Below are 26,510 nucleotides of genomic sequence, written 5' to 3'. Positions count from 1 at the left end.
TTACAATACTATTTTACTTTCATTTCAAAAACGAGGTTGTCTTCGTATTCATCCACCTGTGTAAAACCTAAACTGTGTAAAACTTTTTGCGAAGGTAAATTACGGGCTTCAACCGTTGCTTCGACCACCTTTACGGGTGCTTTTAGACAACTTAAAACTTCACCCAATGCATAGGTCATGTATCCACGCTGTTGATAACTTGTGTTAATAAAGTAACCTAATTCGATATTTTCGTAATCTGGTTCGAAGTTATCCCCAATTTCAGGAAAAATATTAATAATCCCGATTAGTTTTCCACCGTTGATAAGTCGAATTGCATACGTTTTATTGGTATCATTTTCGGATTCGAACAGCATATGCGCCTTTCTTTCATCGTTAACTGGCTCAAAGCCGGTCTTTTTGGCTAGTTGTTCATCGCGCATCATTTCATAATAGTCGGCAAAATCATCTGTGCGTAACTCAGTGACTGCCACTTCTTTTTCAGGTGAATTATTCTTTTTATCCACAATCATTATCTCCTTGCGTTAAAATATATGTAAAACATATTTGAGAGGTGCTTACATGAGAATCATCAGAGAATCGATTCGTCAAAACTCAAACGCTTTTCTTCAAGGATATCTTAAATCAGCAGATGTGCAAACTAATCAATACAAATATCCTGCCGTAATCGTCGTTCCCGGTGGATCTTATACTCACATTTCACTCCACCAAGCAGAAAGCTTTGCACTCAATTTCAGTGCCAACGGTTACCAAAGTTTCTATCTAAGATACACATTCGAACAAGAAGCAATGCCACTAATGCCCAATCCACTAGAGGAATTGGCCAACAGCATCAAATACATTCGAGAACACGCCAACGAATTCAATATCGATGAAAGTAGAATCGTGATTGCCGGATTCTCCATTGGTGGTCATATCTGTAGTCTCTACAATGACTTTTATCACACCGATTGGATGCAAAAACTAGCCGGTGTGGATAACGCAGAGATTTTGAAACCAAATGCGGTTATCCTAAGCTACCCTGTGACTAACTTAACCTGTGGTTTCCCTAAGGATAAGGAAAGCATCTTAAACTGGGTATCAGATGAACAACAAGTACAGGCTGACGAACACGTTTCAGCTAAAAACATGCCAACATTTATCTGGCACACCGCCGACGATCCATTCGTTCCTGTGGAAAACGCGCTTAAGTATTCCATTAAGTTAAACGAATACAATGTGGATAATGAATTACACATCTTCCACCACGGTCCTCACGGAATGGGACTTGCCAATAATATTACATCCTGGAATGAAGATTCCAATAACGCCCGTGTCGCCGAATGGTTTGACCTTGCCATTACCTGGTTAGATGAAATCTGGGCAAAATAAAAGAACTGATGAATTTCATCAGTTCTTTTTTATTAAAGGTATGAGTGTAAAACTGGACGCCAGTGTTGTTTTAATCTTGGCGCATATCTTACATATAACATTTCAGATACTTGTACCCAAGTGTAACCGATAACTACGGCACCAACAGTGTCTGTTGGGAAGTGAGCATTTAGATAAATTCTAGATACCATTACCAATAGGACAAATAGGAACGTTAGTACATATAGTAGTCTTCTGATTAAGTTACTTTGGATATGTGGAAGAATGACAATCCATACAACCGCAATGACGATGAAGATACCTAATACGTGTCCACTTGGGAAACTAAATCCGGTATCAGATGCGCTGTGGAATACTGGACGGTCACGTCTAACAATGTTTTTAACAATGAATCCAATTACGTCAGCACCTGCTAATGTAAAGATTCCCCATAGGGCTTGAAGCTTAAACTTGAATCCCCACATGAAGAATGCCAAAACGAAAATCCAAATGATATCCATCTTTGGACTAGCTAATGTGGTAGCCATGTGCATGATTGTGTCCTTGAATCCGCCAGTAGTTTTTTGGATTTGACCGATAAAGATTGAGTCAAGAAATCTTAGATAGCCTGAGTCAATCATTACCGATGCAGTAATAAATAATGATAAAACTAACCCAACGAAAAGTCTGATACCGCGGGTGTAATCCTTATCGATGATCATAATGCATCGATCCTCCTAATCACTTTTTAATGCCATTATACCACAGCTAATGCTATTCTTAAGGGTATTTTCTAATTTTAGAACTTGGAATAGGTGCAATGAAACTAATAATTGTTATAATATTAAGTAATTTATAATTTTAGGAGGAGCTACAAATGATTGAAACAGTCATTCTTATGATTGTCATCGGTGTCCTAGCGGGTATCGGTGGCGCTGTCCTAGGATTGGGTGGTGGAATTATCGTCACCCCTGTCCTAACACTCTTCTTCCATTTAGATATTAAATACGCTATCGGGGCCAGTATCGTTGTGGTTATCGCCACTAGTTCTGGATCAACTATCGCTTATCTAAAAGATGAAGTATTAAACTTACGTGTTGCAATGTTTTTAGAAATTGCCACTACTATTGGTGCACTATCTGGGGCCTTACTTACAGGAATTCTAGAGCCTAAATACCTTTACATACTATTTGGACTATTACTACTATTCTCCGCATTTAACATGGTCAAGAAATTATTGAACAAAAACAAGTCCAATCTAAGCACCAAAGATGATAAATTAGCTGAAAAACTTCGTCTTAACTCAAGTTACTACGATAAGGCTGAAAAGAAACAAATCGACTACAAGGTGGAAAACATCCCCGGTGGTCTATCCGTAATGTTTGGTGCAGGTCTGGCTTCCGGGCTACTTGGAATTGGTTCAGGTGCCTTCAAGGTAATCGCAATGGATACCTTCATGAAGATGCCTTTAAAACCATCAAGTGCAACTAGTAACCTAATGATGGGAGTTACCGCGGCTGCTTCTGCAACAGTGTATTTCTTCAACGGTTCAATCTTGCCACAAGTTGCCGTGCCATTAGCACTAGGAATTCTAGTTGGTGCGACAGTTGGTTCTCGCATCATGCAAGTACTTCCTGCTAGATGGATTCGTATTATCTTCGTCCCTATCATGTTCTACATCGCATGTAGCATGTTATACAAAGGATTCTAGGAGGTTAGATCATGAATACACAACAACCAGCAACTAAAGAAGAAATGAATCGTATCGAATTAGTAATCGGAAAGATTTTACGTGTCGGTGTTGTCATCTCAGCTACCATCATGATTATTGGATTATTACTACTTCTAATCACCGGTAAGTCTGGATATGCTCACGACGCCTTCCCTACTACTTTTAAAGCCATCTTTAGTGGAATTGCGACATTAAAACCATACGCGATTATGATGCTTGGAATCTTTTGTCTAATCCTTACTCCCGTATTACGAGTAATCGTATCAATCTATTCCTTCTACAAGGAAAAAGATATGCTATACGTTTGGATTACCACTTTTGTTCTAATCGTTTTAATCATCAGTTTTTTCTTTGGATAAAACGCAAAATAAAAAGCAACGAGATTATCTCGTTGCTTTTTTTGTTCTCAAATATGTTTTCAATCTTAAGTATAGTTGGTTTAAAAATTCCGCGAATAAAAAACCAGATGCGATTCCACCAGCAATAAAGATAACTTGGATCAAATTGGACTTGGCTAGCGCATAGTTACCAATTGCTAAACACTTCATAACTTGATAAGCCTGTCCTCCTGGAACTAGTGGCACCAACGCTGGAATATTAAAGATAATGACCGGCATCTTCTTGTAACGCGATGCGAAGATACTCAATATCCCAACAGTGAAGGTTCCTAAAATATCTGCGGTTAAGTATCCGCCCATGTGAACGCTGACGATGTGAAAGACTAACCAGCCAATCAAACTAACGATTCCGGCCATGTTCAATGCTTTTCTGGGTAGATTAATTAATAAACCAAATCCGATGGTGGCAAAATAAACGCACACACTATAAATAATTACGGTTACCAATATAAATCACCCCAAAATCTTAATTGCCATTGCCACACCAAAACCTAGTGCACAGGCACTCATAATCGCTTCAATTCCTCTTGATGGCCCAGAAACCAAATTACCAGACAAGGTATCTCTTACCGCGTTGGTAATCGGTACCCCGGGAACTAGTGGCATTAATCCCCCAATGATTAAATCATCGGCACTCTTTGCGATGCCGGCTCGAATAATCAGAATCGACATAAAGCCGATACAAATAGCCGCTATGAATTCATTTAAGAAACGAATATCCGTGTAGTGATCGGTCAAACAATAAATGCACCAACCCATCATCCCAACAAATCCGGCTGCCCAGAAATCAGTGTAGTTACTTCTAAATACCACTTCCAGAGTGGCACTAACCATGAATGCACCAATCATTTGAAGCCAGAATGGGAATGGTTTAACGTCCTTATCCATTCGTTTTAAACGGCGATAGAATTCACCCAGTGAGATTTTCTTATCAGCGAACTGACGAGAGTAATCATTAACCGTTGATACCTTCTCCAAATCAAACGTTCTTTTATCAATTGCTGTGACCTGTGAACCCATGTCAGGCGTTGCTGACATGATAATTCCAGTCAAAGTAACGTACGCCCTGGCCTCGGTGGCCCCGGCATTTCTTGAAATTCGATCAATGGTATCGGTAACTCTGACCATTTCAGATCCATTTTCAATCATAATCTTTCCAGCAAGTAGACAGGTCTCAACGACTAACTTACTTCTTTGTCTTTCGTTCAACCATCTCACCTCCGTGTCATCTAATATTTTTCTAATTATAACATTGATTATGATGATAATAAAAAAGGCTGAATATTTCAATTCAGTCTTTTAATTAATCAGCATTTCTTATAAATACGTAGTGAGAAGCCTTGTAGCTAATGTCACTTTCTTGATTATCAGTTAGATTTTGGACTGTTACCGGTCCTTCAAATGGTGAATGCTTAATTACCTTAAGCTTGTCGCCAATATCTAATTGAATGTCGCCTAAATATGTTAGTAGGTCGTGATTATCGATGAAACGGTCAACAACGACTGTTTCGCCGTCATCAGCATCATTTAATAGGCGATGGCTATCTTCTTTATAGTGTCCTGACATGTTCGGAATAACTCCTCCATGTGGACAGTGAGATGGGTTCCCCAATTTTTTGTACATTGCTTCTAGCAATCTACCACTGGTAGAATGTTCTAACACTTCAGCTTCTTTATCAACATCTGGAAGTGGATATCCTAGTTCGTTTACTAAAAAACTTTCCCAAATACGGTGTTTTCTAACTAGGACTTCAGCTAACTTGATTCCGTCGTCAGTTAAGGACACTCCAGAGTATGGTTCGTGTTCAACTAATCCTTCATCTAATAGCTTATTAACCATTTCAGTAACTGATCCTGGTGCAATGTCCAAACTAATGGCAATCCTCTTGTTGGATACCTTTTCTTTGGTTCCACCTAGCTCAAAAATAATTTTTAAATAGTCCTCTTTTTTTGGGGTCATTTTTATATCCATGTCTCCTAAATTCAAATCTACTAAAGAGTATCTTACAACTTTATATACTATTTTACCATTTTTATTTCTATTTTTCGGGGAAAATTATATAATTAAGGCGAGATATTAAATATTAATATCTACGATACGAAAGTGAGGCGTTTTTATGGGAGAAAAGTTATTCAGTTTCGATGAGCTTAGCGAACAAGCCAAAGTTACTAGTATCAAGTCATTCAGCGAATTTTACGTTCGTTGTTACAGAAGCCAGAACATGGAGATTTTAAGTCAGGTTCCTGACCAATCGATGTTATGGCAAATCAATCAGGAGGTCTACCGCAACAAGTTCGAATCATTAGAACATGCTGCCAAGGACACCATCATTTATTGTAGTCATAGCTATGCCAAGTTATTGGGCGAATTAGATATGAAATACTTCGCCAATGGTAATAGCGAAATCACTTGGAACGAGTGGTATGACAGACAATTTGTAGCTGCTCCACACGGGGTATAATTTAAAAGGCCGTTTTTCAAAACAAAAAAGACTCTTTTCGTTTTGAAAAGCGTCTTTTTTTATTTTATCTATTAATCAATATCGTTTCTGGAATCGAGATATAAATCCTCTTTCTTCCCGCGTTCTACTTCGGCTTGAAGTGTGACGTGTTCGATGCCGTACTTATCATGTAATAGTTTGGCAACTGGATCATAAATCTTTTCAGCCTCGGAAATTAGCATGTCTTGCATGTTAATGTGCGCTGAGAATACGATACTGTTTTCATCTACCGACCAGATGTGAACGTGGTGAACTCCGGTAATTCCTTCAATGTTCATCATGTCCTTTTGAATTGCATAGCAATCAACCGTTGGTGATCCCTGCATCAAAATCTTAACGGTCTTTTTAATGATTGGATATGCTTCAGCTGAAATGTATAGTGCGACGATGATGGTGATGATTGGATCGACTAGCACCCAATCGAATAACTTAATTAAAATCCCACCTAGGATAACACCAAGTGAAGCTAAAGTATCACTCAATAAATGTAAATATGTAGCTCGAATGTTTAGATTATGCTTTGAACCACGACTTAATAGTAGTGTGGATACCAAATTAGCAACTGTCGAAACCACAGCAACAATTAGCATTAAGTTTCCGTTAATCTGTTCTGGTTTGAATAGTTTTTGCACCCCTTCAACGATTAGGACAACGGAGATAATCACTAGAAATAGTGAATTTAGAAACGCTGAGATAATCTGAGCTCGCTTGTACCCAAAGGTATTCAATTGATTTTGGGGTCTTTGACTAATTCGGTGCGCATAATAACTACCAACTACTGATGCTGAATCAGCAAAATTGTGAAAAGCATCTGATAATAGTGACAAACTTCCTGAAAAGATTCCCCCTAAAAACTCAATTAAAGTAATTAATGAGTTTAAGATTGTCACCGTAAAAAAACGACGTTGCGACATTGCGTTAACATCGTTATGTTCATGTTCGTGCATGATGCCACCTCCTCCATTCAATTTCATTATACCTTTTGTCAGAATACAAAAAAAGCTGATTTAAAAAAATCAGCTTAGGCAATTAACATTGGTTGTTTAATTACTCTTTCGTATGCGTAGTTCATTACGACGTTTGATGAGTCTGTTGCAGAGATTGGAACCACTCTGCCGGTTTCTACAAAGCCAGCTTTCTTGATGACATGTTGCATGCCCAAGTTAAGTGGGTTTGTGTCAATACGAACGCTTTGAACGTTGTCCATTTTTTCCACTGCATTGAAGATGCCTTCAAATAACTTTTGAGCCAATCCTCTACCGTGGTGTCTGTTGGAAACTGCAACGCGGTGAATAGATAGGTAAGGGCCGTCAGTCAACCATTGACCATCAAGATTTTCGTAACTAGTGTCTAGTCCGTCAATCACGGCAGCTGTGCCTAAGATTTCACCATCTTCTTCAAGTACAACAGTCCATCCGTTTACGATGTCGTTCATTAATGATTCTGCATTTGGGTATCCTGTTTGCCATTGGTTCACACCCTGTTTGGCAAGCAATTCCTTCCCTTCGAAAATAATTTGTTCAATTGCGTTAAAATCTTCGATTTGTGCTCTTCTCATTAACATGATCTAAGCCCCCCCTTTTTGTGTTTGATTTAAATATTTAGCATTTTAGCGACTAGAAAATATTACCACCATTTTTCCAAAAAGCAAAGACTTTTTTACAAAAAAATGGACTTTTATGAAAACTCTCATAAAGCCCATCATGACGCACCTTGAGAACATGTTAAAAATCGAGAATTTTAGTCCTCAATCATTCTCCAATTTCCTTCAGCCGCTTTGGAAATTTGGTTTAAGAAATGAAGAACTGAGGCTGCTCTTTTTTCATCATGTTCGTTTAAAATATTAAGTCCCTTTCCAGAAACCATTGGTTCTCCTAATGAGAAGTTACCATCTTGTAAGCTACCTTCTGAGAACGCAACGACTGTTTCACCACTTTCGATTTCAGTGATGATGAAGAACATTGAAAAATCATCGTCTTCCTTCATGTATGCAGGCATTGCCCAGATGTTGTCAGCAATTTCTTGCATTTCTTGATCCATGAATTTGTAGTACTTGTGGTTGTCTTGTGTTACTGGCGTTTCTAGCACAAACATCATCTTGTTGAAAACGTCTGCACCTAATTGAATGTTATCTTCCATTATTGATTCTCCTGTTGTTTTAGTTTTTCTTTTAATTTAGTGTTTTCGTCACGCAACTTAGCTAGCTCGCTTCTAACTTCACCTAGGATTTGTAGTTGTAATTTTTCAACTTCCAAATCATGAGGTAATTGATTTTGGGTTAAGTGGTCTAGCTTAGCGTGGATAATTCTTAGTTCATGTTCTGATTTTAAGTTAACATGAAAATCATTTTCTGAGTGCAAACGGTCACGTTCAGCGGCACGGTTTTGACTCATCATGATGATTGGGGCTTGAATTGCTGAGAAACAACTCAAGAATAGGTTCAATAGAATGTATGGATATGGATCAAAATGAACACCGAATAGTGCCAAACCATTGATGATCATCCAAATAATCAAGATGACGATAAAGATGAAGATAAAGGTCCAACTACCCCCAAATCTAGCAACCGCATCCGATATTTTTTGTCCAAAGGTTAGGCTTTGTTGCAAAGCCTCGTTGACGTCTCTGATTTCATAGTTATCGTTTTGTAGTGCCTTGGTCAACTTACGGTTAATCTTTTGACTTTGTTTTAAGTCGGCATTGATTAATGAGTCCACCCTAGACATTCGATACTTCAATAGATGGTGAGCGCAGATAAAACTGGTGACCTTAGCTCCTGGATAATCGGATTTGACCGCATTGGAAATCGGTTGGGCCAAGTCTCCTAGGTAGAAACCTTCATCAGAATATAGTTGTGCATCATCGACAATACAATGTACTAATTTGGCTTTTTCAGTCATTATGATCCTCCTTTACCACAGATTTCATATCCGCTGGTAATTCAATTTCAAAAGTGCGAACTTGATTTGCTAATTCATCAATAAACTGTAAGTAGTAAGCGTGAAGCGCTTGGCGGTCAATGCCTCTATCAAGTGCTCCCTGATATAATTCATCCCCCAATAGTGGATGCCCTAGTGATGTCATATGAACTCTAATTTGATGAGTTCGTCCAGTGTGGAGTTTCAAACGCACTAATGTGGAATCATCAAACTCAGTGATTTTCCAGTATTCGGTCTTGGCATTTTGACCGTCTTCGATGACCTCTCTTCTGAAGTTGTCACCGACACGCCCAATTGGTTGATCAATCATCCCATGGTCATCTAGGCCGGTACCGTCAACGACAGCGTAGTACATCTTATCAATCTTGTGTTGGGCTACCTGTTGGTTAGCTAAACTATTGGCTAAACGGTTCTTGGCGACCAAGACAATGCCAGATGTAAAACGATCCAATCGCGTGATTAGGTGTGGTCTTAAATCGGTGCTACCCTGTTTTTTCAAATAGCCCTTAATGCGGTTGACCAACGTATCAACACGATTAGATGGTCCCGGCACACTGGTTAGCCCAGCTGGTTTATTCACCACCAGCCAATTATCATCTTCATAGATGACATCGATTTCTTCATCGCTGAATGCAACCTCATCATCACTTGTTTCCGGTGGAAAGATTACCGTCACTTCGTCGCCCACGGCAAGTTTATAATCCAAACCAACTACGTTACCATTCACTAGAATTGTCCCAGTTGATTTAACATCATTATACATCCGATGCGACACGCCATGGGCACCTAAGAACTTCTTGATACCAGCATTTTGTTCATCTTGATTTTGCCATGTGAATTGCACAATAATTTCCTCCGAGTTGTATTAATTACCATGTATGTTATATTAACATACTAGAAAAGCAAACTCATATTATTAATGGAAAGAAGATACATATCATATGTTAGATTATAATGAACAAAATAATTGGGAGAACGACTTTGGTCATTGCCAATCACCAATTATTCTATCAACTCATGACAGTCAACATTTCGCTGATTATCTGCCAATTCATGCCAATGAGTTCTACCAATTAAATACAGAAATTGATGACCACACTACCATTCGTTTGACAGGAATGGGCCATGCTACCATCTTTAATCGTGACTTTAAGTTCAAACAGGTGCACTTCCACGCTCCTGCTGAGCATGTCGTCGACGGTAAGGTTAATCCGATTGAAATCCATCTCGTTCATGAAAATGAAATCGGTCAAACCGTCGTGGTAGCAGTATTTCCTACTTTAGGTAATGCCAATTCTGAGTTACAAGACATTATCAATAACTTTGAAGAAGGTAATCGCCACAGTGTGTCATTAAAACTAACCAACTGGATTTCCAGTCTCTCAACTGGTTTTCACTACCAAGGATCACTAACCACCCCACCTTTAACTGAAGGCATCGAATGGTTAGTCATCGATAATTCCAAACTAACGGTGAGTCCAAAGCAAGTCGATTGGTTCATCGCTCAATTCGGTAAAAATAATCGTGATTGCCAACCACTAAACGAAAGAAACGTTCAATATTACAACAAATAAAAAAGAAGCCGTAAATACGGCTTCTTTTTTTAGATTTCATCAATTTCGCGTAGTAACTTTTTGATTTGACCCTTTTGTTCTGCGTTTGGTTTTCCCTCACTAATATTCATGATATCTAATATTTGTTGGCCATCATTAATGACGTCTTCTGTCTTTGAATTCATGTTTTTTAGATAAGCAGTAGTTAAAATGGCTTGAAGATGTTCCATCGCATCCTCATCACCATTCATGGCACGTTTACCCATACGATGAATCAACATCTTAACGTTGCGTAACTTACGCTTATTTTCAACGTGCTGGTTGTAGTATGGAAGAAATAATGCGACCACGACTGAAGATGCTTCGGCAATCGCTGCAACCCATTCTGCAATTTCTCCACTGTGCATATGTAAACCTCCTTTATTTATTTTTATCTATCTTATTTGTTTAAATACTTGAAAACTTGTTGGCCAGCTTGGCGACCAAAGACGACGGTTTCGGCAATTGAGTTACCACCGATACGGTTGTTACCGTGCAAACCACCGGATGTTTCTCCCGCAGCAAACAAACCGTTAATCACGTCATCGTTGTCGTCTAGAACTTGGGTGAAGTGGTTAATCTTAATTCCACCCATGGTGTAGTGAACGGCTGGGGCAATGTGAATGGCCATGTAATCTGGATGAGTTAATTGACGACTCATTCCAGTGGTACGACCTAGGTCATCCTTGCCACTTTCAACGGCTTGATTCCACTTAGCAATTGTATCTGCCAATGTCTTTTCGTCGGCACCAATCTTATCAGCTAATTCTTCGATGGTATTGCCATGAATAACCATTCCCATGGAGTCGTAGAACTTCACTGCTTGAGCGTGGTTAACGACTTCTTCATCTAAGATTAAATAAGCATGTTTGGTGTCTTGTTGGTTGATTGCGTCGGTCACCTTTTGTCTAGTATCCAATTCGTTAACGAAACGTTCACCATTGGTGTTTACCAGGATGGCACCTTCTCCACGAATGGCTTCACCGATTAAGAATGCGTGATCGTTATCTTGTTGAACTGTTGGATGAACTTGAATCTTGTCCATATCGACCAAGGCAGCCCCAACATCGGTGGCTAGTTTCAAGCCATCCCCGGTTGCTCCTTCTTGATTAGTGGTACGGTAGTGAGTCAAGTCATCTCGGTATTGACCGATTAGTTGCTTGTTGGCACCAAAACCACCGGTAGCTAAAATGACCGCACCAGCATTGATTGAATGTTCATTGCCATCGGCATCCTTAACTTCGACACCTGAGATGTCTGCACCATTATTATCGATTTTTGTAACATCGACATTGTTGTAGACTTCGATGCCCATCTTTTCGATGATTTGTAGGAAACTAGTGACCAAGTAAGCTCCGATTGGGGATTGTGAACTTGGGCGATGTGTACGCTTGGTATTCATCGCACCAGTGATTGTTAAGTCATCTAGATTGATATCATGTTGGGCTAACCAATCAACGGTTAACGCAGCGTGTTCGGTAAAGTATTTCAGTAAATCAACGTTATTTTGTTTGCCACCACCGATATACGTGTCGTCATAGAAATCTTGGAAACTATCTACCACGTGGTGTTGTAATTGAACGGAAGTTTCAGCAGCATTCATTCCAGAAGAAGCTCTAGTAGAGTTACCACCTAACTTGCCCATCTTTTCTAATACTACTGGTTTTAGACCCAGTTCTGCAGCTTGAATTGCACTAATTAATCCTGTGGCACCGGAACCAACGATTGCTACATCGTATTGTTTCTTTAGTTCATTGATGTCATTTGGATGAAAAATATATTTAGCCATAACCAAACCTCCTAATGTCATTATTTTAGTACAAAAAAAGCATTGTCCAAAAGACAATGCTTTAATTAGTTAAAAATTATTTAGTAAAATCGATGACCATTCTACCAACAATCTTACCGTTCTTCATTTCATCGATAACATCGTTGATTTCTGATAGCTTTCTAGTGTGAACGATTGGCTTAACCTTACCTTCAGCACCGAATTGGAAAGTTTCACGTAGGTCTTCTCTAGTACCAACTAGTGAACCTTCAACGTGGATTCCGTTCAATACAGTTTGGGCAATGTTTAGGTCCATGTTACCTTTTGGTAGCGCAACGGCAACTAAGTGACCGTCTGGACGTAAAGCATTGATAGCTTGATCAAAGGCGATTGGGTTAACAGCAGTGATAACTGAAACGTGTGCACCACCGTTAGTTGCTTCCTTAACCTTTTCTGATAGGTTTTCTGAACGGTAGTCGATACCCTTCTTAGCACCTAATTCTTCGGCCTTTTCTAGGTTGTTACCACGAGCAACGGCGATAACGTTAGCACCGAATACGTTGTTGGCGAATTGAACACCTAGGTTACCTAAACCACCGGCACCTACCATTTCAACCCATTGACCTGGCTTAGTGTGACCAACTTTTAGTGCCTTGTACATAGTAACACCGGCACAAGTTAATGAAGTAGCTTCGATTGGGTCCAAACCTTCTGGAACTTTAACAGCGTACTTAGCATCAACAATCACTTGTTCAGCCATAGCACCGTCAACAGTGAAACCAGCATTCTTAACTTCACGACATAATGTTTCTCTACCACTTAGGCAGTATTCACAGTGACCGCATCCCTTGAAGAACCAAGCGATTGATACACGATCACCAATTTTTAGATTATCTACATCATCGGCAACTTGAATAACTTTACCTACACCTTCGTGACCGATAATACGGCCAGCTTGGTCACCAAAGTCTCCGTTGGCAACGTGTAAGTCGGTGTGGCATAAACCACAGTATTCAACTTGAACTAGAGCTTCACCATTTTCAATTGGGCGAAGTTCAACATCTTTAACATCTACATATCCATCTGAGTTGTCTCTTACTACTGCAGCTTTCATTGATAAAATCTCCTTTAATAAATACAATTTGATACTGTTTTCACATATAATGTAACACCTTTTCATCCGATAATAAAGCTAAATATAATAAATTTTTAATAACATTTTTATCATTTAACTCTAACATTGTGAAAGATATCACTATTCATAAGGGTTCTATCATTTTATAAAGTTTCTATTCTAATTTATTTTTCTGTGGTAACGCTTGAACAAATGCCATCATCAAAATTAATAACCCACCTATTACTTCAACAAGGGTTAGCTTTAGATGTAAAAAAGATACAGATAAAATCGCAGCAGTTAGCGGTTCAAACGAACTTAATGTTCCGGTTACCGCAGGTTCTAAATAATTTAGACTAGCGACATAAAATAAGTATGCAATCATGGTTCCTACGATTGTAATGAAAATCAATTCAAATATTAATGTTTCGTTTATGTTTACGTGCGGTGTGTCAATTACGACGATTGGTTGAATGGGTAAGCTACCAAGTAACATTGCCCATCCACAGACTAATCTTGGATCGTACTTGTTTAAGAGTTTGATTGGAATAAGCGTACAGTTTGCACCCGCGATTCCAGCACAGATACCGAAGAATAGTCCCAACTTTGAGATGGTTAATGATCCAAAATCTCCCTTTGTCGCCAGTAAATATGTACCAACTACGGCTAAAATAATTGAAATAACATCCAATCTAACAGGTAATTTGCGCCTAGAAATCGAATAATAGATGATAATAAAGACAGGAGTAGTAAATTGTAAAACAGTTGCAGTCGCTGCGTTACCAAACCTAACAGCTGATAAGTAGCTGAATTGCGACATCAGCATTCCAAAGATGGCAAAACAAATTAATAAGCTTGCCTGACTTTTATCATGCCAAATCGTAAAAATGGATCCACCAACAGTAACCTTAAAAGTCAATAATAGTAGGATTCCTGCTAAAAACATTCTAATACCAACGACCCAAAGAACAGGTACGTGTTGCGTTAAGAACATGTAGTCAGCAACCGTTCCGGAAGCACCCCAGGATATACTACCTACAATTACCAATACGAGCCCTATCCATCTTCTTTTATCAGCCATCAAATAACCCCCTTTAAAATATTAACAATTACAATACATCTAATCATTATCTAATGCAATTTTAATTTACATATTGTTACTTTTTTCAAATTAAAGTAAACTAGTTTTAAAGAACAGGAGATCATGAATATGACAAGTAAATATAAACGAATCGTTGTCAAAATCGGGACCAGCTCCATCATCAATTTTGACAACAGTATTAATATGAAAACAATTCACACATTATCATCCGTGTTGAGTCAATTAAATCAAAGTGGCCACGAGGTTATCTTGGTAACTTCCGGAGCCGTTGGTGTCGGTATGAACACCATCGGATTAAAGACACGTCCTACCGACATCGGTCAACTACAAGCCCTATCAGCCATCGGTCAAAGCGAATTAATGGATTTATACTCCGATAGTTTTAAGGAATCAGACCAAACCGTGGCACAACTACTATTAACACGTGACGTGGTTGACTATCCTAAGAGCAGTGAAAATGTACTTAAAACCATTAACACCCTTTTAGAAGATAAGGTCGTCCCCATCATCAACGAAAACGATGCCGTCTCAGTCGACGAATTCAATCACCAAACCAGTTTCGGTGAAAACGATCAACTAGCCGCCATCGTGACTAACTTTGTCGATGCCGACCTACTAATCATCCTATCCGACATCGATGGATTGTTCGATGCCAACCCGAAGGACAATCCGAACGCAAAACTACTGTCATGGGTACCAGAAATTAGCGATGACTTGATGCAAGTTGCCGGTGGCCACGGTTCGCAATACGGAACCGGTGGTATGCAAACCAAATTAAACGCTGCACAGATCATCTTGGATAACCACCGTAAGATGGCAATCCTAAATGGTGATGATCCAGCAATCATCAACGACTTCATTTCTGGTCGCCCCGTTGGTACCTACTTCGGTGCCGAAACTATGGAGGGTCGTACAAATGAATAAACAAGAATTAATTCAATTTGGCAAAAACGCTAAAAAAGCCAGCTTTCAATCAGCTGGCCTATCTACCACTACTAAGAACGATATCTTAAAACAATTCGCCAAGGCGATTGTCGATAAGACCGATGAGATTATTGCTGCCAACCAAAAGGATTTACAAAATCCTCAAATCGAAGCCAAGTTCATCGACCGTTTAAAACTAGACGAAAAACGTATCTCAGACATGGCCAATGGACTACTCAAATTGGTCGGACTAGCTGACCCTACCGCTAAGATTGACGGCGGATGGGAAAACGAAGACGGTCTTAGAATCGTCAAACAACGTGTCCCATTAGGTGTGGTCGGTATCATCTATGAAGCCAGACCAAATGTCACAATCGATGCCGCCGGACTTTGTTTTAAATCCGGTAACGCCGTCATCCTTCGTGGTGGCAAGGAATCAATCAACTCTAACGTCGTCTTAGCCGATATCTTACGTGATGTTTTAAAGCAAAATGACTTAGACGCAAACATGATTCAAGTCATCGATGATCCATCCCATGAACTGGCTCAAGCATTCATGGAACTAAACGATTATGTTGATGTCCTAATCCCCCGCGGAAGTGCCCGATTAATCCAAACTGTCTTAAGCAACGCAACCGTACCAGTGATTGAAACCGGTGCTGGTAACTGCCACATCTACGTTGATAAGGATGCCGATAAACAAATGGCTAGAAACATCATCATCAATGGTAAGGTGCAACGCCCTTCCGTATGTAATGCCACTGAAAAGGTATTAATCCATAAGGATGTTGCTGATGACTACCTACCAGATATCATCAGTGATTTACGTGAACGTGGTGTTGAAGTCCGCGGTGACGAAGCCACTCGAGCAATCGTAGACGATGTCATCCCGGCTACCACAGAGGACTGGGACACAGAATACAATGCATTAATCATCTCCATTAAGGTAGTTGATTCAAGACAAGCAGCCATTGATCACATCAATGAACACGGAACTCACCACTCCGAAGTAATCGTTTCTAACGACTACGCTGCCGGAGTTTCATTCCAACAACAAGTTGATGCCGCCTGCGTCTACGTCAACGCCTCATCTCGTTTCACCGATGGTTTCGAATTTGGTTTTGGTGCCGAAATCGGTATCTCTACTCAAAAACTCCACGCCAGAGGCCCAATGGGACTAGAAGCACTAACTTCATATAAATACGTCATTAACGGTGACGGACAAACAAGAAAGTAAAATAAAAAAGCTTAACCGCAATGGTTAGGCTTTTTTATTTGGGTTTATTTAATTTTCATCACGTCGTGCTTATTAGCTGTAATTACTCGGTTGCCTTTAATTAGGTAGAACTCTTTATGACCTTTCTTTACAATCTTGTAAACCGGTAGTTTAGTTCCTTTCTTTTCCAGTTTACGACCGGATTTGTGTAGATCGATGGTCTTGTATGAGTAAACTTTGCTTGCCTTGACATCAATCTTGAATAATTGTTTAGCTTTTTTAACGATCTTCTTAGGTGCATGTTTCTTGGCAGCTTCCTTCTTGGCAGCCTTCTTTGTGTACTTGTTATGACCACTGGTTGCTGGAATCTTCCACTTACTTTTACCTGCTTTGGCATCTTTCAATGCCTTAACAGCGGCTTGGTATTCCTTCTTAGCAGCAGCTAAGGCTGCTTGATCAACTTTCTTAACTGTGACAGTCTTTCCGCCATAGTTCTTAGCTTTGTGTTGAAGTGCTTTTAAGTCGTTTTGTGCATCTTGTAGTTCCATATGGTACGAGCCAATCCAACCGTCTGCGTTTTTAATTTGTGCATCATTGTCTTGCATGTCATATTGCACACTATAGAAGTCGGTCCATACTTGTTGGAAAGATGGGTCATTATCACTAATTGAATTTGTCTTGGCTGTTGCAGCATCCAATTGCTTTTGTAAAATAACTTTTTGGTTTTGGTAATATTGCATATCGCCATTAGCAGCATCTAAGGTGTGTTGTATGCCATTAACTTTGTTTTGTGCATCAGTAATTTGTTGCTTCAAATGAGCTGGAATACCACCTTGTACTTCAGTGACCTTTGTCCCCTTACTTAACTTGTCGACCTTTGCTTTTGCAGCATTAACCTTGTTTTGTGCTGCTTGAATATCACTCTTAGCATCCGCATGTGCTTGAGTGCCTTGTGTTGCTACAACACCAGCACCGAAGACGGCACCTGCTGCCATTGTAGTCATTAATGTTTTGTTCATATTAATATCCCCCAGATATAAAACATATGTATTAATTTAATCACTTATAAATAATACCATTAAAAAGATAAAAATAAGAAAGCGATAAGAAGTTTAATTTTTTCTTATGAAAATAAGACATATGTATATAAACCAGATAAAGCGCTGTGTTTTAGAAAACCCATCACTTCCAACATCGTTCAATCCTTAATTTTTCATTAAAAATAACGACTGTCATTATAATTTTTACGTTTAGTTATAAAATTATTATTGACCATATTAATACAAAAAGGAAGATGATAACATGTGTACAGATTTTTACATATATAAAATAAGACTTGATCCTACTCCTGATGAAGATGGAATAGTACCAGATGCTAATCCAATATACTATATTGGCGAAACAAAAAATATTAAAAAGCGACTCACATACCACATTCATGGGAGTAATAATTCATCAAAAGTTATAATAAAACACCTACATCCTGATGATAATCATCCAGAGTATTATGTCAGTTCAGTTGAAGCAATATATCGTTTTTCCAATTATGATTTTCATGCTGGAGATAGTTTCATCTGTAATATCGAAAATTATTTCTATTCACTTGAAAAAAACATAAATGGAAATGAATCAATTTGGGGAGCGTTCAATACCCAGATTGAAAATCCTATAGAAAATAACGATTTCGAAGGAAAAATTGAAACAGCAAGAAATAACATTTCGAATTTTTACTCAAATTACTTAGAAAACATTAATAAAACCACAGACGACAATATATTTGATGATAATGTTAATGAAGAAGATACAATAAATGGTTTCAATAGTTTATTTAATCAAAATGTAATAACCGTTACCAGAGTTTTAAATGAAGTATTGAATATAGAACAAAGATATAAAAATACAACACATCACGAATCAATACAGGGATTGTCAGATTTCCTAGATGATAACCTTTGATAAATAAAAAGCCAATCATCAATTGATTGGCTTTTTTTGATCTTTATTTAACTTTATTCATGGACATTTTGTGGTGTTGGGGGTTATCCCCAGTTTGACTACGTTCGTAGTCGCCATCGTATGACGGTAAAGCACTATCAGGAGTCTAACCTGATGAATGTCCCTGTGACATAGTGCTTGGTTGATGAGGCATTAGATACCCCATGCGTTGGCTTTTAGCTTCCAACCATACTTTTCAACTGCTGCTTGGTATGCATTGAAATCGATTCTTGAACCATTAGTGTTCAATTCTTCCCTCAAGTCTCCGCCAAATAGGGCGAATGTACCTTGTTGTGCGGCTTCTTTGTTTACTTCGTTTGACATGTAAACATCGCGTTGTGTTTGTGCCCATTTAGCATCGGACATGCCGTCTTCACGTACAGCTTTTAGCTTTAGGTATGGTGCTACTCGACCAATGTTCTTAGCTGAGTTATATCCACGACCGTAAGTGTATACGTAACCTACGTATTCGGTGTCTTGTGGTAATGCAACACGTTTGTTGTTACGTGCCAATGGGTTTGCTGGGTTGTTATCAGTGTTCTTAGCAACTTTCTTTGCTACATGTTTCTTAGCTACTTTACGTATATGTTTCTTAGCGCTCTTCTTAACATGTTTCTTTACAACACGTTTCTTTGAATGTTTCTTAGTGTGCTTTTTAGCGTGTTTCTTTGCATGTTTCTTTGCATGTTTCTTTGCATGTTTCTTAGCATGTTTCTTTGCATGGTGTACATGTACAGTTTGAGCATTTGCGTTTACAGATGCTTCTTCAACTGATGCAATTCCACCGACCATAAATGTTGCTACTAATGCTGTTAATAATACGTTCTTTACTTTAATCATAATATCTATCTCCTTATGCCTTTTTAGGCTTTTAATCTTTTAAGATGATCAAAAGAAAGTTCTAATTACTTTATAATTATATAACTGATTTTTTAACCTGTCTATCTAATAAAGTTTAAGAAATTTTAAAAAAAGAACTTTCATAATTGAAAGCTCTTCTGGGGGGGGATTTAGGGGGGAATCATGTTAATTTAAATAGCTCTAAATCCCTTAATATTCATTTAAATGCCGTTAAATCAATGTATTGAATTCAACTTATTTATATAGATTATTCCCATTCAATTGTCGAAGGTGGCTTACTAGTAATATCGTATACTACACGGTTTACCCCTTCTACTTCGTTTGTGATCTTAGTTGAGATTTCTGATAAGACATCCCAAGGAATCTTAGCGAAATCAGCAGTCATTCCATCAATAGAATTAACAGCACGGATAGCGATGGTGTAGTCGTAAGTACGACCGTCACCCATCACACCAACACTTCTAAAACCAGGTAGAATGGTGAAGTATTGCCAAATATCCTTATCTAATCCAGCAGCGGCAATTTCACGACGTAAGATGTAGTCACTGTTTCTAACAATTTCTAGCTTGTCTTCAGTAACTTCACCAATAACACGAATACCTAGACCAGGACCTGGGAATGGTTGACGCCATACTAAGTAGTCTGGCATACCCATTTCTTCACCCAAGCGTCTAGTTTCGTCCTTGAATAATGAACGAACTGGTTCGATTAATTTGAATTGTAGGTCTTCTGGTAGACCACCAACGTTATGGTGAGACTTGATAGTTTCAGCAGTGTTAGTACCACTTTCAATAACGTCAGTGTATAGAGTACCTTGAGCTAAGAAATCAACATCCTTAAGCTTCAAAGCTTCTTCATTGAAGACTTCGATAAATTCATTACCGATAATCTTTCTCTTTTGTTCAGGATCAGTAACACCGGATAACTTGTCTAAGAAACGTTTGCTTGCATCAATTTGGATGATGTTTAGACCAAACTTGCCTTCTAGACTATCCATTACTTCCTTCACTTCGTTCTTACGAAGTAGACCGTGGTCAACAAAGATACAAGTTAGTTGATCACCAATGGCCTTGTTCAATAACACACCGGTTACACTTGAATCTACCCCACCGGATAGACCTAAGATAACCTTCTTGTCGCCAACTTCTTCTCTGATTTGCTTGATTTGTAAGTCAATAAAGTCATTCATTGACCAGTTAGCTTCTGCGCCACAAACGTTAAACACGAAGTTCTTTAGGATGTCAGTACCGTACTTGGTATTTCTAACTTCCGCATGGAATTGAATTCCATAGAACTTTCTAGCGGTATCTTGCATTGCAGTAATTGGGCAACCGTCCGCAGTTGCCACATTTTCAAAGCCATCTGGAACCTTACGAACAAGGTCTCCATGACTCATCCAAACTGGTTCTTCCTTAGGCAAATCTTTGAATAGTTCCGCATTATCAGAGGTAATGTCGATGTCAGCGTGACCATATTGTCCATGGTCTTCTCCATCAACTTGTCCTCCACCTAGGTTATATGCCATTAGTTGCATACCATAACAGATACCTAGAATTGGAATATTCATTTCGAAAATTTTAGGATCAACAGTTAATGCATCTTCTGCATACACACTGTTAGGACCCCCAGAGAAGATAATCCCTTTAGGGTTAAAAGCCTTGATTTCGTCGATGGTCATATCATGGGGCTTTAGTTCAGAATATACACCAAAATCACGAATACGACGGGTGATTAATTGATTGTATTGACTTCCGAAGTCAAGCACCAAGATTTTATCAAACGATGATAAATCCATTTCAGCCAAACCATTCACTCTCCAATCATTAAATTGTATTTATCATACATAGAAAAATGAATGGCGTCAAATTAAATCTAGTACTTTCTAAGCAAAATTTTATCGATACGATGGTTGTCTGTTTTGTGAATAATTAGGTCTGCCCTAGTCTTGGTAGGCTTAATATTTTCCAACAAATTAGGTAAATTAATTTGTTGCCAAACATCCTTGGCGGTCTCGATGGCCTTCTTACGATCGGTATGAGCCATTTCGTAGTAGTAGTTAGATGGATTTTGGAATGCGGTATCCATTAGCTCTTCGAAACGTTCGATGTACCATTGTTCAATCAAGTCATCATCGGCGTCGATGTAGATTGAGAAGTCGGTAAAGTCGGAAACGTAGATTTGTTGGTTACTTGGTAGTTGTAACGTGTTAATCCCTTCGATAATCAAGACGTCCGGTTGATCGATGATATCGAACTTGTCTGGAATGATGTCGTAGACGTCGTGTGAGTAGACTGGTGCTTTGACGTTGTGCTTTCCTGACTTCACTTCGTTTAAGAAGTTAATCAATGACTTCATGTCATAACTTTCAGGGAATCCTTTTCTGTCCATGATGCCACGACGTTTTAATTCAGCGGAATTATACAAGAATCCATCGGTAGTGATTAATTGGATTTTCTTGTCTTCGAAGTATCTTGATAGCAATACTTCCAATAGTCTGGCGGTAGTTGACTTACCAACGGCCACACTTCCGGAAATCCCGATGATAAATGGCACCTTTCTGTCTTGCTTATCCAAAAAGGCGGTCTTGGTCTTTTGCCATTGGTTAAAGTTTTGGGTACATAGGTCCAACAAATGAACGATGGGAATGTAAACGTCGCGCACGTCTTGAATCGAAATCTCATCGTTAAAGGCCTTAATTTGTTTTAGCCCGTCGGTAGTAACGGGAATCGAGCGTAACTTGTATAAGTCCTTCCACTCGTCTTTCTTAAATGCGTAGTAATTGATTGGATCTGACAATTTTACGCCTCCGTTCAAATAAAAGTAGTACGTCCATAATACCACCGAACATCTTAGAAACGACAAAAAAGCGCCTAATCCCTATGGATAGGCGCTTTTATTTGTTACTAATTGCGATTATTGTAAATCATATAAATCGCTAGGCACAACATCAAACAAGTGAGTTGGCTTTCCTTCAGCGATAATTGTTAGTTCATGCATGGCACGAGTACAGATTGTGTAAACCAATTGACGGTCTGCTTCGTCACCAAAATGTTTGTCATCTGCGTCAAACATGACCACAGAGTCAAATTCTAGCCCTTTAGCAAGGTAAGCAGGTATTACTAGGGTTCCAGTAGTCAAACGTTGGTTCTCGGTCTGTATAAGCGTATTTTTTACGTTTCTGTCGTCTAATTGTTCGGATAATAACTTCGCATCAGCCAAAGTTTTGACAATAATGGCAGTTGTATCGTGTTTTTCCTTATCATTATCAATTCTAGCAACTAATTTATCAAGAGCAGCATCCCTATTTTCAACCACTTGCATGACTGGTTTGTCCCCAACACGCGCGAATGATTCGATTTGGCTACCGCCTTCTAGAATGTGCTTAGTGAAGTCAGTGATTTGTTCAGTTGAACGGTATGACTTAGTAAGTTGCACAACGTTAGTCTTTTCAGGATCAAACATGGTTGATAGTTCTGATAGCAATGTATGACTATTTTCATGAGTGAAGATAGCTTGGTTCAAGTCTCCTAATAGGGTGAAACGAGCACGTGGGAAAGTGAACTTCATAAATGCCATTTGGAATGCGGTGTAGTCTTGGACTTCATCAATGAATAGGTACTTGATGTCGGTCTTAGGACGTTTACCTGAGATACGGTCGAATAGGTATAGGTATACTGAAACATCTGACATTGAGATGTGACCGTTCTTCATTTGGTTGATTGAAGCATCAACTGACTTGGTCCAGTCTTCCTTGGTTAGGTCGTACTTGGATAAGTCGATTAGGTTTGGCACGTTTCTTAAGAAGTGCACTAGTTGGTTGTTAACACCTAGGAAACGACCATGGACGATTTGTTTTCTAATACGTTTGAAGGCGCCGATAACGATGTGTCTTGCTAAGAAGTCGAATTCCTTATCAGCATTTTCGAATTCGTCTGGATGTGCATTTTGCACGGCTTGAATTTGTTCTCTACTCAAGTCTTGGACCGCTTGTTCTACCCAAGGCTTCTTCATTTCGACTTTGACACGACGGTTCAAAATCTTAATCAAGCGTTCCTTGGTAGCGTCTAGACGGTTTCTTAGGTTGTAGTTTTCATTGAAACTGTAGTAGATTTCTGCGATTTGTTCCTTTGAAATAAAGATATCGTCTTGGAACTTCAAGTTCTTGAACTTCATGTCTTCACTGTTCAAGTGGTTAGTGTAGGCAGTTTCAGCCTTGAAGAATTCTAGACTGTTCTTTAGGTTGTTGATGTTTCTTAATTTCTTATCTTCTGAATTATCTTCTTCGAAACGTTCTGAAAGAGTTTCAACCTTGAACTTAGGCACACGCAAACTACTGTATTGGTAGTAAGTCATTTGCACCATGTTTTGTTCACCCAATTCAGGCAACACTTGGTTGATGTAATCATTGAACAATTGGTTAGGTGAGAATAATACGACTTGTGCTGAACTTAATTTTCCTCTGTATTGATACAATAAGAAGGCAACACGTTGCAATACCGCAGCTGTCTTACCAGAACCGGCAGCACCTTGTACGAATAACAAGTCTGACTTGGTATCTCTGATAATCTTGTTTTGTTCTCTTTGGATGGTAGTAACGATACTCTTCATCTTGGTATTGGACTTACCATTTAGGTTATCCAATAGCATTTGATCCCCAACCACTTGGTCGGTATCAAAGATGGTTTCAATCTTTCCATCCTTGATTTGGAATTGACGTTTTAAAGTCACGTTTACGGTTTGTTCACCCATTGGTGTGTGGTAGGTCAATTTACCAATTTTGCTATCGTAGTAGATACTCGAAATTGGAGCACGCCAGTCATAAATCAAGTAGTGATCTGGGCTATCGGCAAAAGAACCTAAACCGATATAAATAGTTTCTGCCTTGTGTTCGCCTTCTTCTTCGAAGTCTAGACGAGCAAAGTAAGGACGTTCTTGCATCTTGGCAAGCTTGTCGTATTCCTTAGTTGCATGTTTCCAACTATTTTCACGTTCTTCTAGCATTTGTTGTTGTTGACGAATGGAGACTGATGTTTCCATCATTCCAGAATAGGTACTGGTCTTCAAACGCACATCATTATAGAAGTTTTTATTGATATCGTGTTCATCTTTTTCGGCACGATTAATTTTCTTAACGGCTTCAGCTTTGGCAACTTCGACCTTCGCTAAAACATCATTTAAGTGTTTTTGTTCTTGTTCTTTAATTGATTCAGACATTTGAGCTACGCTCCTATCTTAAAATTTGGTTATTAATTTTAGCACATATATGATAGAAAGAAAAGCAAATCGAGGCTTAACCTAATCTTTTCTCTACGCTTGCCATATATGATAAAATGTAGACATACAAATATGTCAGGAGGTTTTTTCTGATGATTAACATTTATCTTGTTCGTCATGGACAAACTTATTTAAATAAATACAACCGTATTCAAGGAATCGCCAACGCCCCTCTTACTGAAAAGGGAATTGCCGATGCCATTGATGCCGGAAAAAGATTAAGCTCAATTACATTCAATCATGCATATTCCAGTGATATGCCTCGTGCTTTTGATACTGGAAAATATGTATTGCAACAAAATCCCTCAGATATTGAAGAACCTATTGCAGATAAAGCTTTCCGTGAAGAAAACTTTGGTTACTTTGAAGGAAACGATAGTGAAGCTGCATGGCACCAAATTGGTGGACCAGACGGCATGGACAATTACGCCAAGATGATTAGCAAACTAGGTATGGGTGGTACAGCCGATTTAATCGCTGCCCACGATCCATACGGTGATGCTGAAAACAATCAAGACTTATTGAATCGTTTCATCCCTGGCTTAAAGAAAGTCATTCAAAACGCTAACGACGGTGACAACATCATGATTGCGGCTCACGGTACCATCATCAGATGGGCTGTTGACCAATTCAAGGATGACACCATCGATGTTTCCGAACCAATCGAAAACGGCAGTGTTTCAAAATTAGTATCAAATGCTGACGCCAGTGAAATCAGCGTTGAATACTACAACAACTTAAGTGAAAACGTCTAATTAACGTAAAAATAACCGTTACTTAATAAAGTAACGGTTATTTTTTTAGCTGTTTAAGCGATCCTTGTACATTTGAATTTCGTCATCGGCAGCACGAACATAATGGTTAGGAGCAATTTCAACTAACTTACGTTGCTTTCCGTCACTTTCAACACTTGCATCGTAATCGACGATCTTACGTTGTCTTTCAAATTCAGGGTCCGGTACCGGAACAGCTGAAAGTAAACTTCTGGTGTAATCGTGTAATGGATGAGCATATAGTTCATCGGCATCAGCAATTTCTAACATACGACCATAGTGCATAACACCAATACGGTCACTAATGTATTTAACCATTGATAAATCATGGGCAATAAATAAGTATGTTAGCTTACGTTTCTTTTGTAAGTCCTTAAGTAGGTTAACTACTTGGGCTTGGATTGACACGTCCAATGCAGAGATTGGTTCATCAGCGATGATGAACTTTGGTTTAACAGCTAAAGCACGGGCAATCCCAATTCTTTGACGTTGTCCACCAGAGAATTCATGAGGATATCTGTTGGCATGTTCTTTGTTCAAACCAACAGTTTCCAATAATTCTTCGACTTGAGCATCACGGTCAGCCTTGTCTTTGGCTAAGTGGTTAATGTCGATACCTTCGGCAATAATGTCTTTAACCTTCATACGAGGGTTTAATGATGCGTAAGGATCTTGGAAGATGGTTTGGATATCACTTCTGAATTCTTTTTCATCTTTTTTAGTCTTTAGCTTTGAAACATCTTTGCCTTCAAAGATGATTTCGCCACCTGTTGGTTCATACAAATGACTAATTGCACGACCTGTGGTTGTCTTTCCGGAGCCAGATTCACCAACTAGTCCGAAGGTTTCCCCTTCATGGACGTTGAAGGTAATATCATCAACAGCTCTAACTTCGTCTTTACGACCAACGTTAAAGTATTGTTTTAAGTTCTTTACTTCTAAAATTTTGGGTGCATCTTTATCTAACATAT

General features: G+C 38.9%; 29 protein-coding genes. 9 read left to right on the top strand and 20 right to left on the bottom strand.

Annotation, left to right across the window (positions count from 1 at the left end; translation table 11 throughout):
- Positions 1-8: 8 nt before the first annotated feature.
- Entirely contained in the window at positions 9-512 is a 504-nt protein-coding gene (locus KTJ72_RS03135) for a GNAT family N-acetyltransferase (protein ID WP_217304134.1), read from the bottom strand.
- A 49-nt stretch (positions 513-561) separates the two neighbouring features.
- Here KTJ72_RS03135 and KTJ72_RS03130 point away from each other — a divergent pair, with 49 nt between their 5' ends.
- Entirely contained in the window at positions 562-1,371 is an 810-nt protein-coding gene (locus KTJ72_RS03130; protein ID WP_217304133.1) for a lp_1002 family arylesterase, read from the top strand.
- Positions 1,372-1,403: 32 nt separating this feature from the next.
- On the opposite strand, the gene KTJ72_RS03125 is transcribed toward KTJ72_RS03130, so the two are convergent.
- Positions 1,404-2,072 carry a phosphatase PAP2 family protein gene (locus KTJ72_RS03125; protein ID WP_034531481.1) on the bottom strand — a complete coding sequence of 223 codons (669 nt, stop codon included), beginning with the start codon at positions 2,070-2,072 and terminating at the stop codon, positions 1,404-1,406.
- Between the two features lie 155 nt (positions 2,073-2,227).
- Between KTJ72_RS03125 and KTJ72_RS03120 the strand changes: the two genes are divergently transcribed.
- On the top strand, positions 2,228-3,061 hold the full coding sequence (locus tag KTJ72_RS03120; RefSeq protein WP_041152928.1) for a sulfite exporter TauE/SafE family protein: 834 nt from the start codon (positions 2,228-2,230) through the stop codon (positions 3,059-3,061).
- 11 nt (positions 3,062-3,072) lie between these two features.
- Positions 3,073-3,441, top strand: coding sequence for a DUF1634 domain-containing protein (locus KTJ72_RS03115; RefSeq protein WP_034531479.1), 369 nt, complete (start codon positions 3,073-3,075; stop codon positions 3,439-3,441).
- 24 nt (positions 3,442-3,465) lie between these two features.
- Here KTJ72_RS03115 and KTJ72_RS03110 read toward each other — a convergent pair whose 3' ends face one another.
- The 3 genes from KTJ72_RS03110 to KTJ72_RS03100 all read right to left on the bottom strand — a co-directional run bounded on the left by KTJ72_RS03110 (position 3,466) and on the right by KTJ72_RS03100 (position 5,440).
- On the bottom strand, positions 3,466-3,903 hold the full coding sequence (locus tag KTJ72_RS03110; RefSeq protein ID WP_248595974.1) for a threonine/serine exporter family protein: 438 nt from the start codon (positions 3,901-3,903) through the stop codon (positions 3,466-3,468).
- A gap of 30 nt (positions 3,904-3,933) precedes the next feature.
- A complete protein-coding gene (locus tag KTJ72_RS03105; RefSeq protein ID WP_171823659.1) occupies positions 3,934-4,698 on the bottom strand; it encodes a threonine/serine exporter family protein in 765 nt (254 codons plus the stop codon).
- Positions 4,699-4,783: 85 nt separating this feature from the next.
- Positions 4,784-5,440 (bottom strand): metal-dependent transcriptional regulator, encoded by a 657-nt coding sequence (locus tag KTJ72_RS03100; protein WP_034531476.1) that lies wholly within the window; start codon positions 5,438-5,440, stop codon positions 4,784-4,786.
- Between the two features lie 157 nt (positions 5,441-5,597).
- On the opposite strand from KTJ72_RS03100, the gene KTJ72_RS03095 reads away from it, so the two are divergent.
- Positions 5,598-5,942, top strand: a complete 345-nt coding sequence (locus KTJ72_RS03095) for a hypothetical protein (protein WP_057198220.1) — start codon at positions 5,598-5,600, stop codon at positions 5,940-5,942.
- Between the two features lie 71 nt (positions 5,943-6,013).
- Here KTJ72_RS03095 and KTJ72_RS03090 read toward each other — a convergent pair whose 3' ends face one another.
- The 5 genes from KTJ72_RS03090 to KTJ72_RS03070 all read right to left on the bottom strand — a co-directional run bounded on the left by KTJ72_RS03090 (position 6,014) and on the right by KTJ72_RS03070 (position 9,764).
- Entirely contained in the window at positions 6,014-6,928 is a 915-nt protein-coding gene (locus KTJ72_RS03090) for a cation diffusion facilitator family transporter (protein WP_041152932.1), read from the bottom strand.
- Positions 6,929-7,002: 74 nt separating this feature from the next.
- Entirely contained in the window at positions 7,003-7,545 is a 543-nt protein-coding gene (locus KTJ72_RS03085; protein WP_041152933.1) for a GNAT family N-acetyltransferase, read from the bottom strand.
- 176 nt (positions 7,546-7,721) lie between these two features.
- Positions 7,722-8,120 (bottom strand): hypothetical protein, encoded by a 399-nt coding sequence (locus KTJ72_RS03080; protein WP_034535177.1) that lies wholly within the window; start codon positions 8,118-8,120, stop codon positions 7,722-7,724.
- The gene (locus tag KTJ72_RS03075; RefSeq protein WP_094751235.1) at positions 8,120-8,881 is read right to left on the bottom strand and encodes a DUF1003 domain-containing protein; all 762 of its coding nucleotides are present in this window, start codon (positions 8,879-8,881) and stop codon (positions 8,120-8,122) included. Before KTJ72_RS03075 ends, KTJ72_RS03080 begins: the two co-directional genes overlap by 1 nt.
- Positions 8,874-9,764 (bottom strand): RluA family pseudouridine synthase, encoded by an 891-nt coding sequence (locus KTJ72_RS03070; protein WP_217304132.1) that lies wholly within the window; start codon positions 9,762-9,764, stop codon positions 8,874-8,876. Before KTJ72_RS03070 ends, KTJ72_RS03075 begins: the two co-directional genes overlap by 8 nt.
- Positions 9,765-9,861: 97 nt before the next feature.
- On the opposite strand from KTJ72_RS03070, the gene KTJ72_RS03065 reads away from it, so the two are divergent.
- Positions 9,862-10,494: a carbonic anhydrase family protein gene (locus tag KTJ72_RS03065; protein WP_217304131.1), complete on the top strand. Its 633-nt coding sequence runs from the start codon at positions 9,862-9,864 to the stop codon at positions 10,492-10,494.
- Positions 10,495-10,523: 29 nt separating this feature from the next.
- Here the strand turns inward: KTJ72_RS03065 and KTJ72_RS03060 are convergent, their stop codons facing one another.
- From KTJ72_RS03060 to KTJ72_RS03045, 4 genes are all read right to left on the bottom strand, one after another.
- Positions 10,524-10,880, bottom strand: coding sequence for a hypothetical protein (locus tag KTJ72_RS03060; protein ID WP_041152937.1), 357 nt, complete (start codon positions 10,878-10,880; stop codon positions 10,524-10,526).
- Between the two features lie 32 nt (positions 10,881-10,912).
- Positions 10,913-12,301 carry a flavocytochrome c gene (locus KTJ72_RS03055; protein ID WP_217304130.1) on the bottom strand — a complete coding sequence of 463 codons (1,389 nt, stop codon included), beginning with the start codon at positions 12,299-12,301 and terminating at the stop codon, positions 10,913-10,915.
- Positions 12,302-12,377: 76 nt separating this feature from the next.
- Positions 12,378-13,394, bottom strand: a complete 1,017-nt coding sequence (gene adhP, locus KTJ72_RS03050; protein ID WP_217304129.1) for an alcohol dehydrogenase AdhP — start codon at positions 13,392-13,394, stop codon at positions 12,378-12,380.
- 175 nt (positions 13,395-13,569) lie between these two features.
- Positions 13,570-14,475, bottom strand: coding sequence for a DMT family transporter (locus tag KTJ72_RS03045; protein WP_057198232.1), 906 nt, complete (start codon positions 14,473-14,475; stop codon positions 13,570-13,572).
- Between the two features lie 129 nt (positions 14,476-14,604).
- Between KTJ72_RS03045 and proB the strand changes: the two genes are divergently transcribed.
- Together proB and KTJ72_RS03035 are read left to right on the top strand one after the other, a co-directional pair.
- A complete protein-coding gene (gene proB, locus KTJ72_RS03040) occupies positions 14,605-15,420 on the top strand; it encodes a glutamate 5-kinase (protein WP_249419549.1) in 816 nt (271 codons plus the stop codon).
- Complete coding sequence (locus KTJ72_RS03035; protein WP_249419548.1) at positions 15,413-16,657, top strand: glutamate-5-semialdehyde dehydrogenase; 1,245 nt, start codon at positions 15,413-15,415, stop codon at positions 16,655-16,657. Before proB ends, KTJ72_RS03035 begins: the two co-directional genes overlap by 8 nt.
- A 44-nt stretch (positions 16,658-16,701) precedes the next feature.
- Here KTJ72_RS03035 and KTJ72_RS03030 read toward each other — a convergent pair whose 3' ends face one another.
- Positions 16,702-17,655: a hypothetical protein gene (locus KTJ72_RS03030; protein WP_217304127.1), complete on the bottom strand. Its 954-nt coding sequence runs from the start codon at positions 17,653-17,655 to the stop codon at positions 16,702-16,704.
- Positions 17,656-17,938: 283 nt separating this feature from the next.
- On the opposite strand from KTJ72_RS03030, the gene KTJ72_RS03025 reads away from it, so the two are divergent.
- Positions 17,939-18,592, top strand: a complete 654-nt coding sequence (locus KTJ72_RS03025; RefSeq protein WP_217304126.1) for a GIY-YIG nuclease family protein — start codon at positions 17,939-17,941, stop codon at positions 18,590-18,592.
- A gap of 192 nt (positions 18,593-18,784) precedes the next feature.
- Here KTJ72_RS03025 and KTJ72_RS03020 read toward each other — a convergent pair whose 3' ends face one another.
- The 4 genes from KTJ72_RS03020 to helD form a co-directional block, all read right to left on the bottom strand.
- Positions 18,785-19,471 (bottom strand): hypothetical protein, encoded by a 687-nt coding sequence (locus tag KTJ72_RS03020; protein ID WP_217304125.1) that lies wholly within the window; start codon positions 19,469-19,471, stop codon positions 18,785-18,787.
- A 268-nt stretch (positions 19,472-19,739) separates the two neighbouring features.
- Complete coding sequence (gene guaA / locus KTJ72_RS03015; RefSeq protein ID WP_217304162.1) at positions 19,740-21,287, bottom strand: glutamine-hydrolyzing GMP synthase; 1,548 nt, start codon at positions 21,285-21,287, stop codon at positions 19,740-19,742.
- Positions 21,288-21,364: 77 nt separating this feature from the next.
- Complete coding sequence (gene coaA / locus KTJ72_RS03010) at positions 21,365-22,288, bottom strand: type I pantothenate kinase (protein WP_054608347.1); 924 nt, start codon at positions 22,286-22,288, stop codon at positions 21,365-21,367.
- Between the two features lie 117 nt (positions 22,289-22,405).
- Positions 22,406-24,706, bottom strand: coding sequence for an RNA polymerase recycling motor HelD (gene helD, locus KTJ72_RS03005; RefSeq protein ID WP_053796807.1), 2,301 nt, complete (start codon positions 24,704-24,706; stop codon positions 22,406-22,408).
- A 152-nt stretch (positions 24,707-24,858) separates the two neighbouring features.
- On the opposite strand from helD, the gene KTJ72_RS03000 reads away from it, so the two are divergent.
- Positions 24,859-25,521 (top strand): histidine phosphatase family protein, encoded by a 663-nt coding sequence (locus KTJ72_RS03000; RefSeq protein WP_308438157.1) that lies wholly within the window; start codon positions 24,859-24,861, stop codon positions 25,519-25,521.
- Positions 25,522-25,566: 45 nt separating this feature from the next.
- Here KTJ72_RS03000 and KTJ72_RS02995 read toward each other — a convergent pair whose 3' ends face one another.
- Complete coding sequence (locus tag KTJ72_RS02995; RefSeq protein ID WP_217304124.1) at positions 25,567-26,508, bottom strand: ABC transporter ATP-binding protein; 942 nt, start codon at positions 26,506-26,508, stop codon at positions 25,567-25,569.
- Positions 26,509-26,510: the final 2 nt, after the last annotated feature.

Origin of the sequence: Apilactobacillus waqarii, assembly GCF_019061205.1 — a bacterium.
Lineage (GTDB): Bacteria > Bacillota > Bacilli > Lactobacillales > Lactobacillaceae > Apilactobacillus > Apilactobacillus waqarii.
This window is presented reverse-complemented; position numbering and strand designations above follow the sequence as displayed.

Excerpts from the sequence above, each read along its gene's own strand:
- KTJ72_RS03135 (WP_217304134.1), bottom strand. The coding sequence starts at position 512 with ATGATTGTGGATAAAAAGAATAATTCACCTGAAAAAGAAGTGGCAGTC.
- KTJ72_RS03130 (WP_217304133.1), top strand. The coding sequence starts at position 562 with ATGAGAATCATCAGAGAATCGATTCGTCAAAACTCAAACGCTTTTCTT.
- KTJ72_RS03125 (WP_034531481.1), bottom strand. The coding sequence starts at position 2,072 with ATGATCATCGATAAGGATTACACCCGCGGTATCAGACTTTTCGTTGGG.
- KTJ72_RS03120 (WP_041152928.1), top strand. The coding sequence starts at position 2,228 with ATGATTGAAACAGTCATTCTTATGATTGTCATCGGTGTCCTAGCGGGT.
- KTJ72_RS03115 (WP_034531479.1), top strand. The coding sequence starts at position 3,073 with ATGAATACACAACAACCAGCAACTAAAGAAGAAATGAATCGTATCGAA.
- KTJ72_RS03100 (WP_034531476.1), bottom strand. The coding sequence starts at position 5,440 with ATGACCCCAAAAAAAGAGGACTATTTAAAAATTATTTTTGAGCTAGGT.
- KTJ72_RS03095 (WP_057198220.1), top strand. The coding sequence starts at position 5,598 with ATGGGAGAAAAGTTATTCAGTTTCGATGAGCTTAGCGAACAAGCCAAA.
- KTJ72_RS03090 (WP_041152932.1), bottom strand. The coding sequence starts at position 6,928 with ATGCACGAACATGAACATAACGATGTTAACGCAATGTCGCAACGTCGT.
- KTJ72_RS03085 (WP_041152933.1), bottom strand. The coding sequence starts at position 7,545 with ATGTTAATGAGAAGAGCACAAATCGAAGATTTTAACGCAATTGAACAA.
- KTJ72_RS03080 (WP_034535177.1), bottom strand. The coding sequence starts at position 8,120 with ATGGAAGATAACATTCAATTAGGTGCAGACGTTTTCAACAAGATGATG.
- KTJ72_RS03075 (WP_094751235.1), bottom strand. The coding sequence starts at position 8,881 with ATGACTGAAAAAGCCAAATTAGTACATTGTATTGTCGATGATGCACAA.
- KTJ72_RS03065 (WP_217304131.1), top strand. The coding sequence starts at position 9,862 with ATGTTAGATTATAATGAACAAAATAATTGGGAGAACGACTTTGGTCAT.
- KTJ72_RS03060 (WP_041152937.1), bottom strand. The coding sequence starts at position 10,880 with ATGCACAGTGGAGAAATTGCAGAATGGGTTGCAGCGATTGCCGAAGCA.
- KTJ72_RS03055 (WP_217304130.1), bottom strand. The coding sequence starts at position 12,301 with ATGGCTAAATATATTTTTCATCCAAATGACATCAATGAACTAAAGAAA.
- adhP (WP_217304129.1), bottom strand. The coding sequence starts at position 13,394 with ATGAAAGCTGCAGTAGTAAGAGACAACTCAGATGGATATGTAGATGTT.
- KTJ72_RS03045 (WP_057198232.1), bottom strand. The coding sequence starts at position 14,475 with ATGGCTGATAAAAGAAGATGGATAGGGCTCGTATTGGTAATTGTAGGT.
- proB (WP_249419549.1), top strand. The coding sequence starts at position 14,605 with ATGACAAGTAAATATAAACGAATCGTTGTCAAAATCGGGACCAGCTCC.
- KTJ72_RS03035 (WP_249419548.1), top strand. The coding sequence starts at position 15,413 with ATGAATAAACAAGAATTAATTCAATTTGGCAAAAACGCTAAAAAAGCC.
- KTJ72_RS03030 (WP_217304127.1), bottom strand. The coding sequence starts at position 17,655 with ATGAACAAAACATTAATGACTACAATGGCAGCAGGTGCCGTCTTCGGT.
- KTJ72_RS03025 (WP_217304126.1), top strand. The coding sequence starts at position 17,939 with ATGTGTACAGATTTTTACATATATAAAATAAGACTTGATCCTACTCCT.
- KTJ72_RS03020 (WP_217304125.1), bottom strand. The coding sequence starts at position 19,471 with ATGATTAAAGTAAAGAACGTATTATTAACAGCATTAGTAGCAACATTT.
- guaA (WP_217304162.1), bottom strand. The coding sequence starts at position 21,287 with ATGGATTTATCATCGTTTGATAAAATCTTGGTGCTTGACTTCGGAAGT.
- helD (WP_053796807.1), bottom strand. The coding sequence starts at position 24,706 with ATGTCTGAATCAATTAAAGAACAAGAACAAAAACACTTAAATGATGTT.
- KTJ72_RS03000 (WP_308438157.1), top strand. The coding sequence starts at position 24,859 with ATGATTAACATTTATCTTGTTCGTCATGGACAAACTTATTTAAATAAA.
- KTJ72_RS02995 (WP_217304124.1), bottom strand. The coding sequence starts at position 26,508 with ATGTTAGATAAAGATGCACCCAAAATTTTAGAAGTAAAGAACTTAAAA.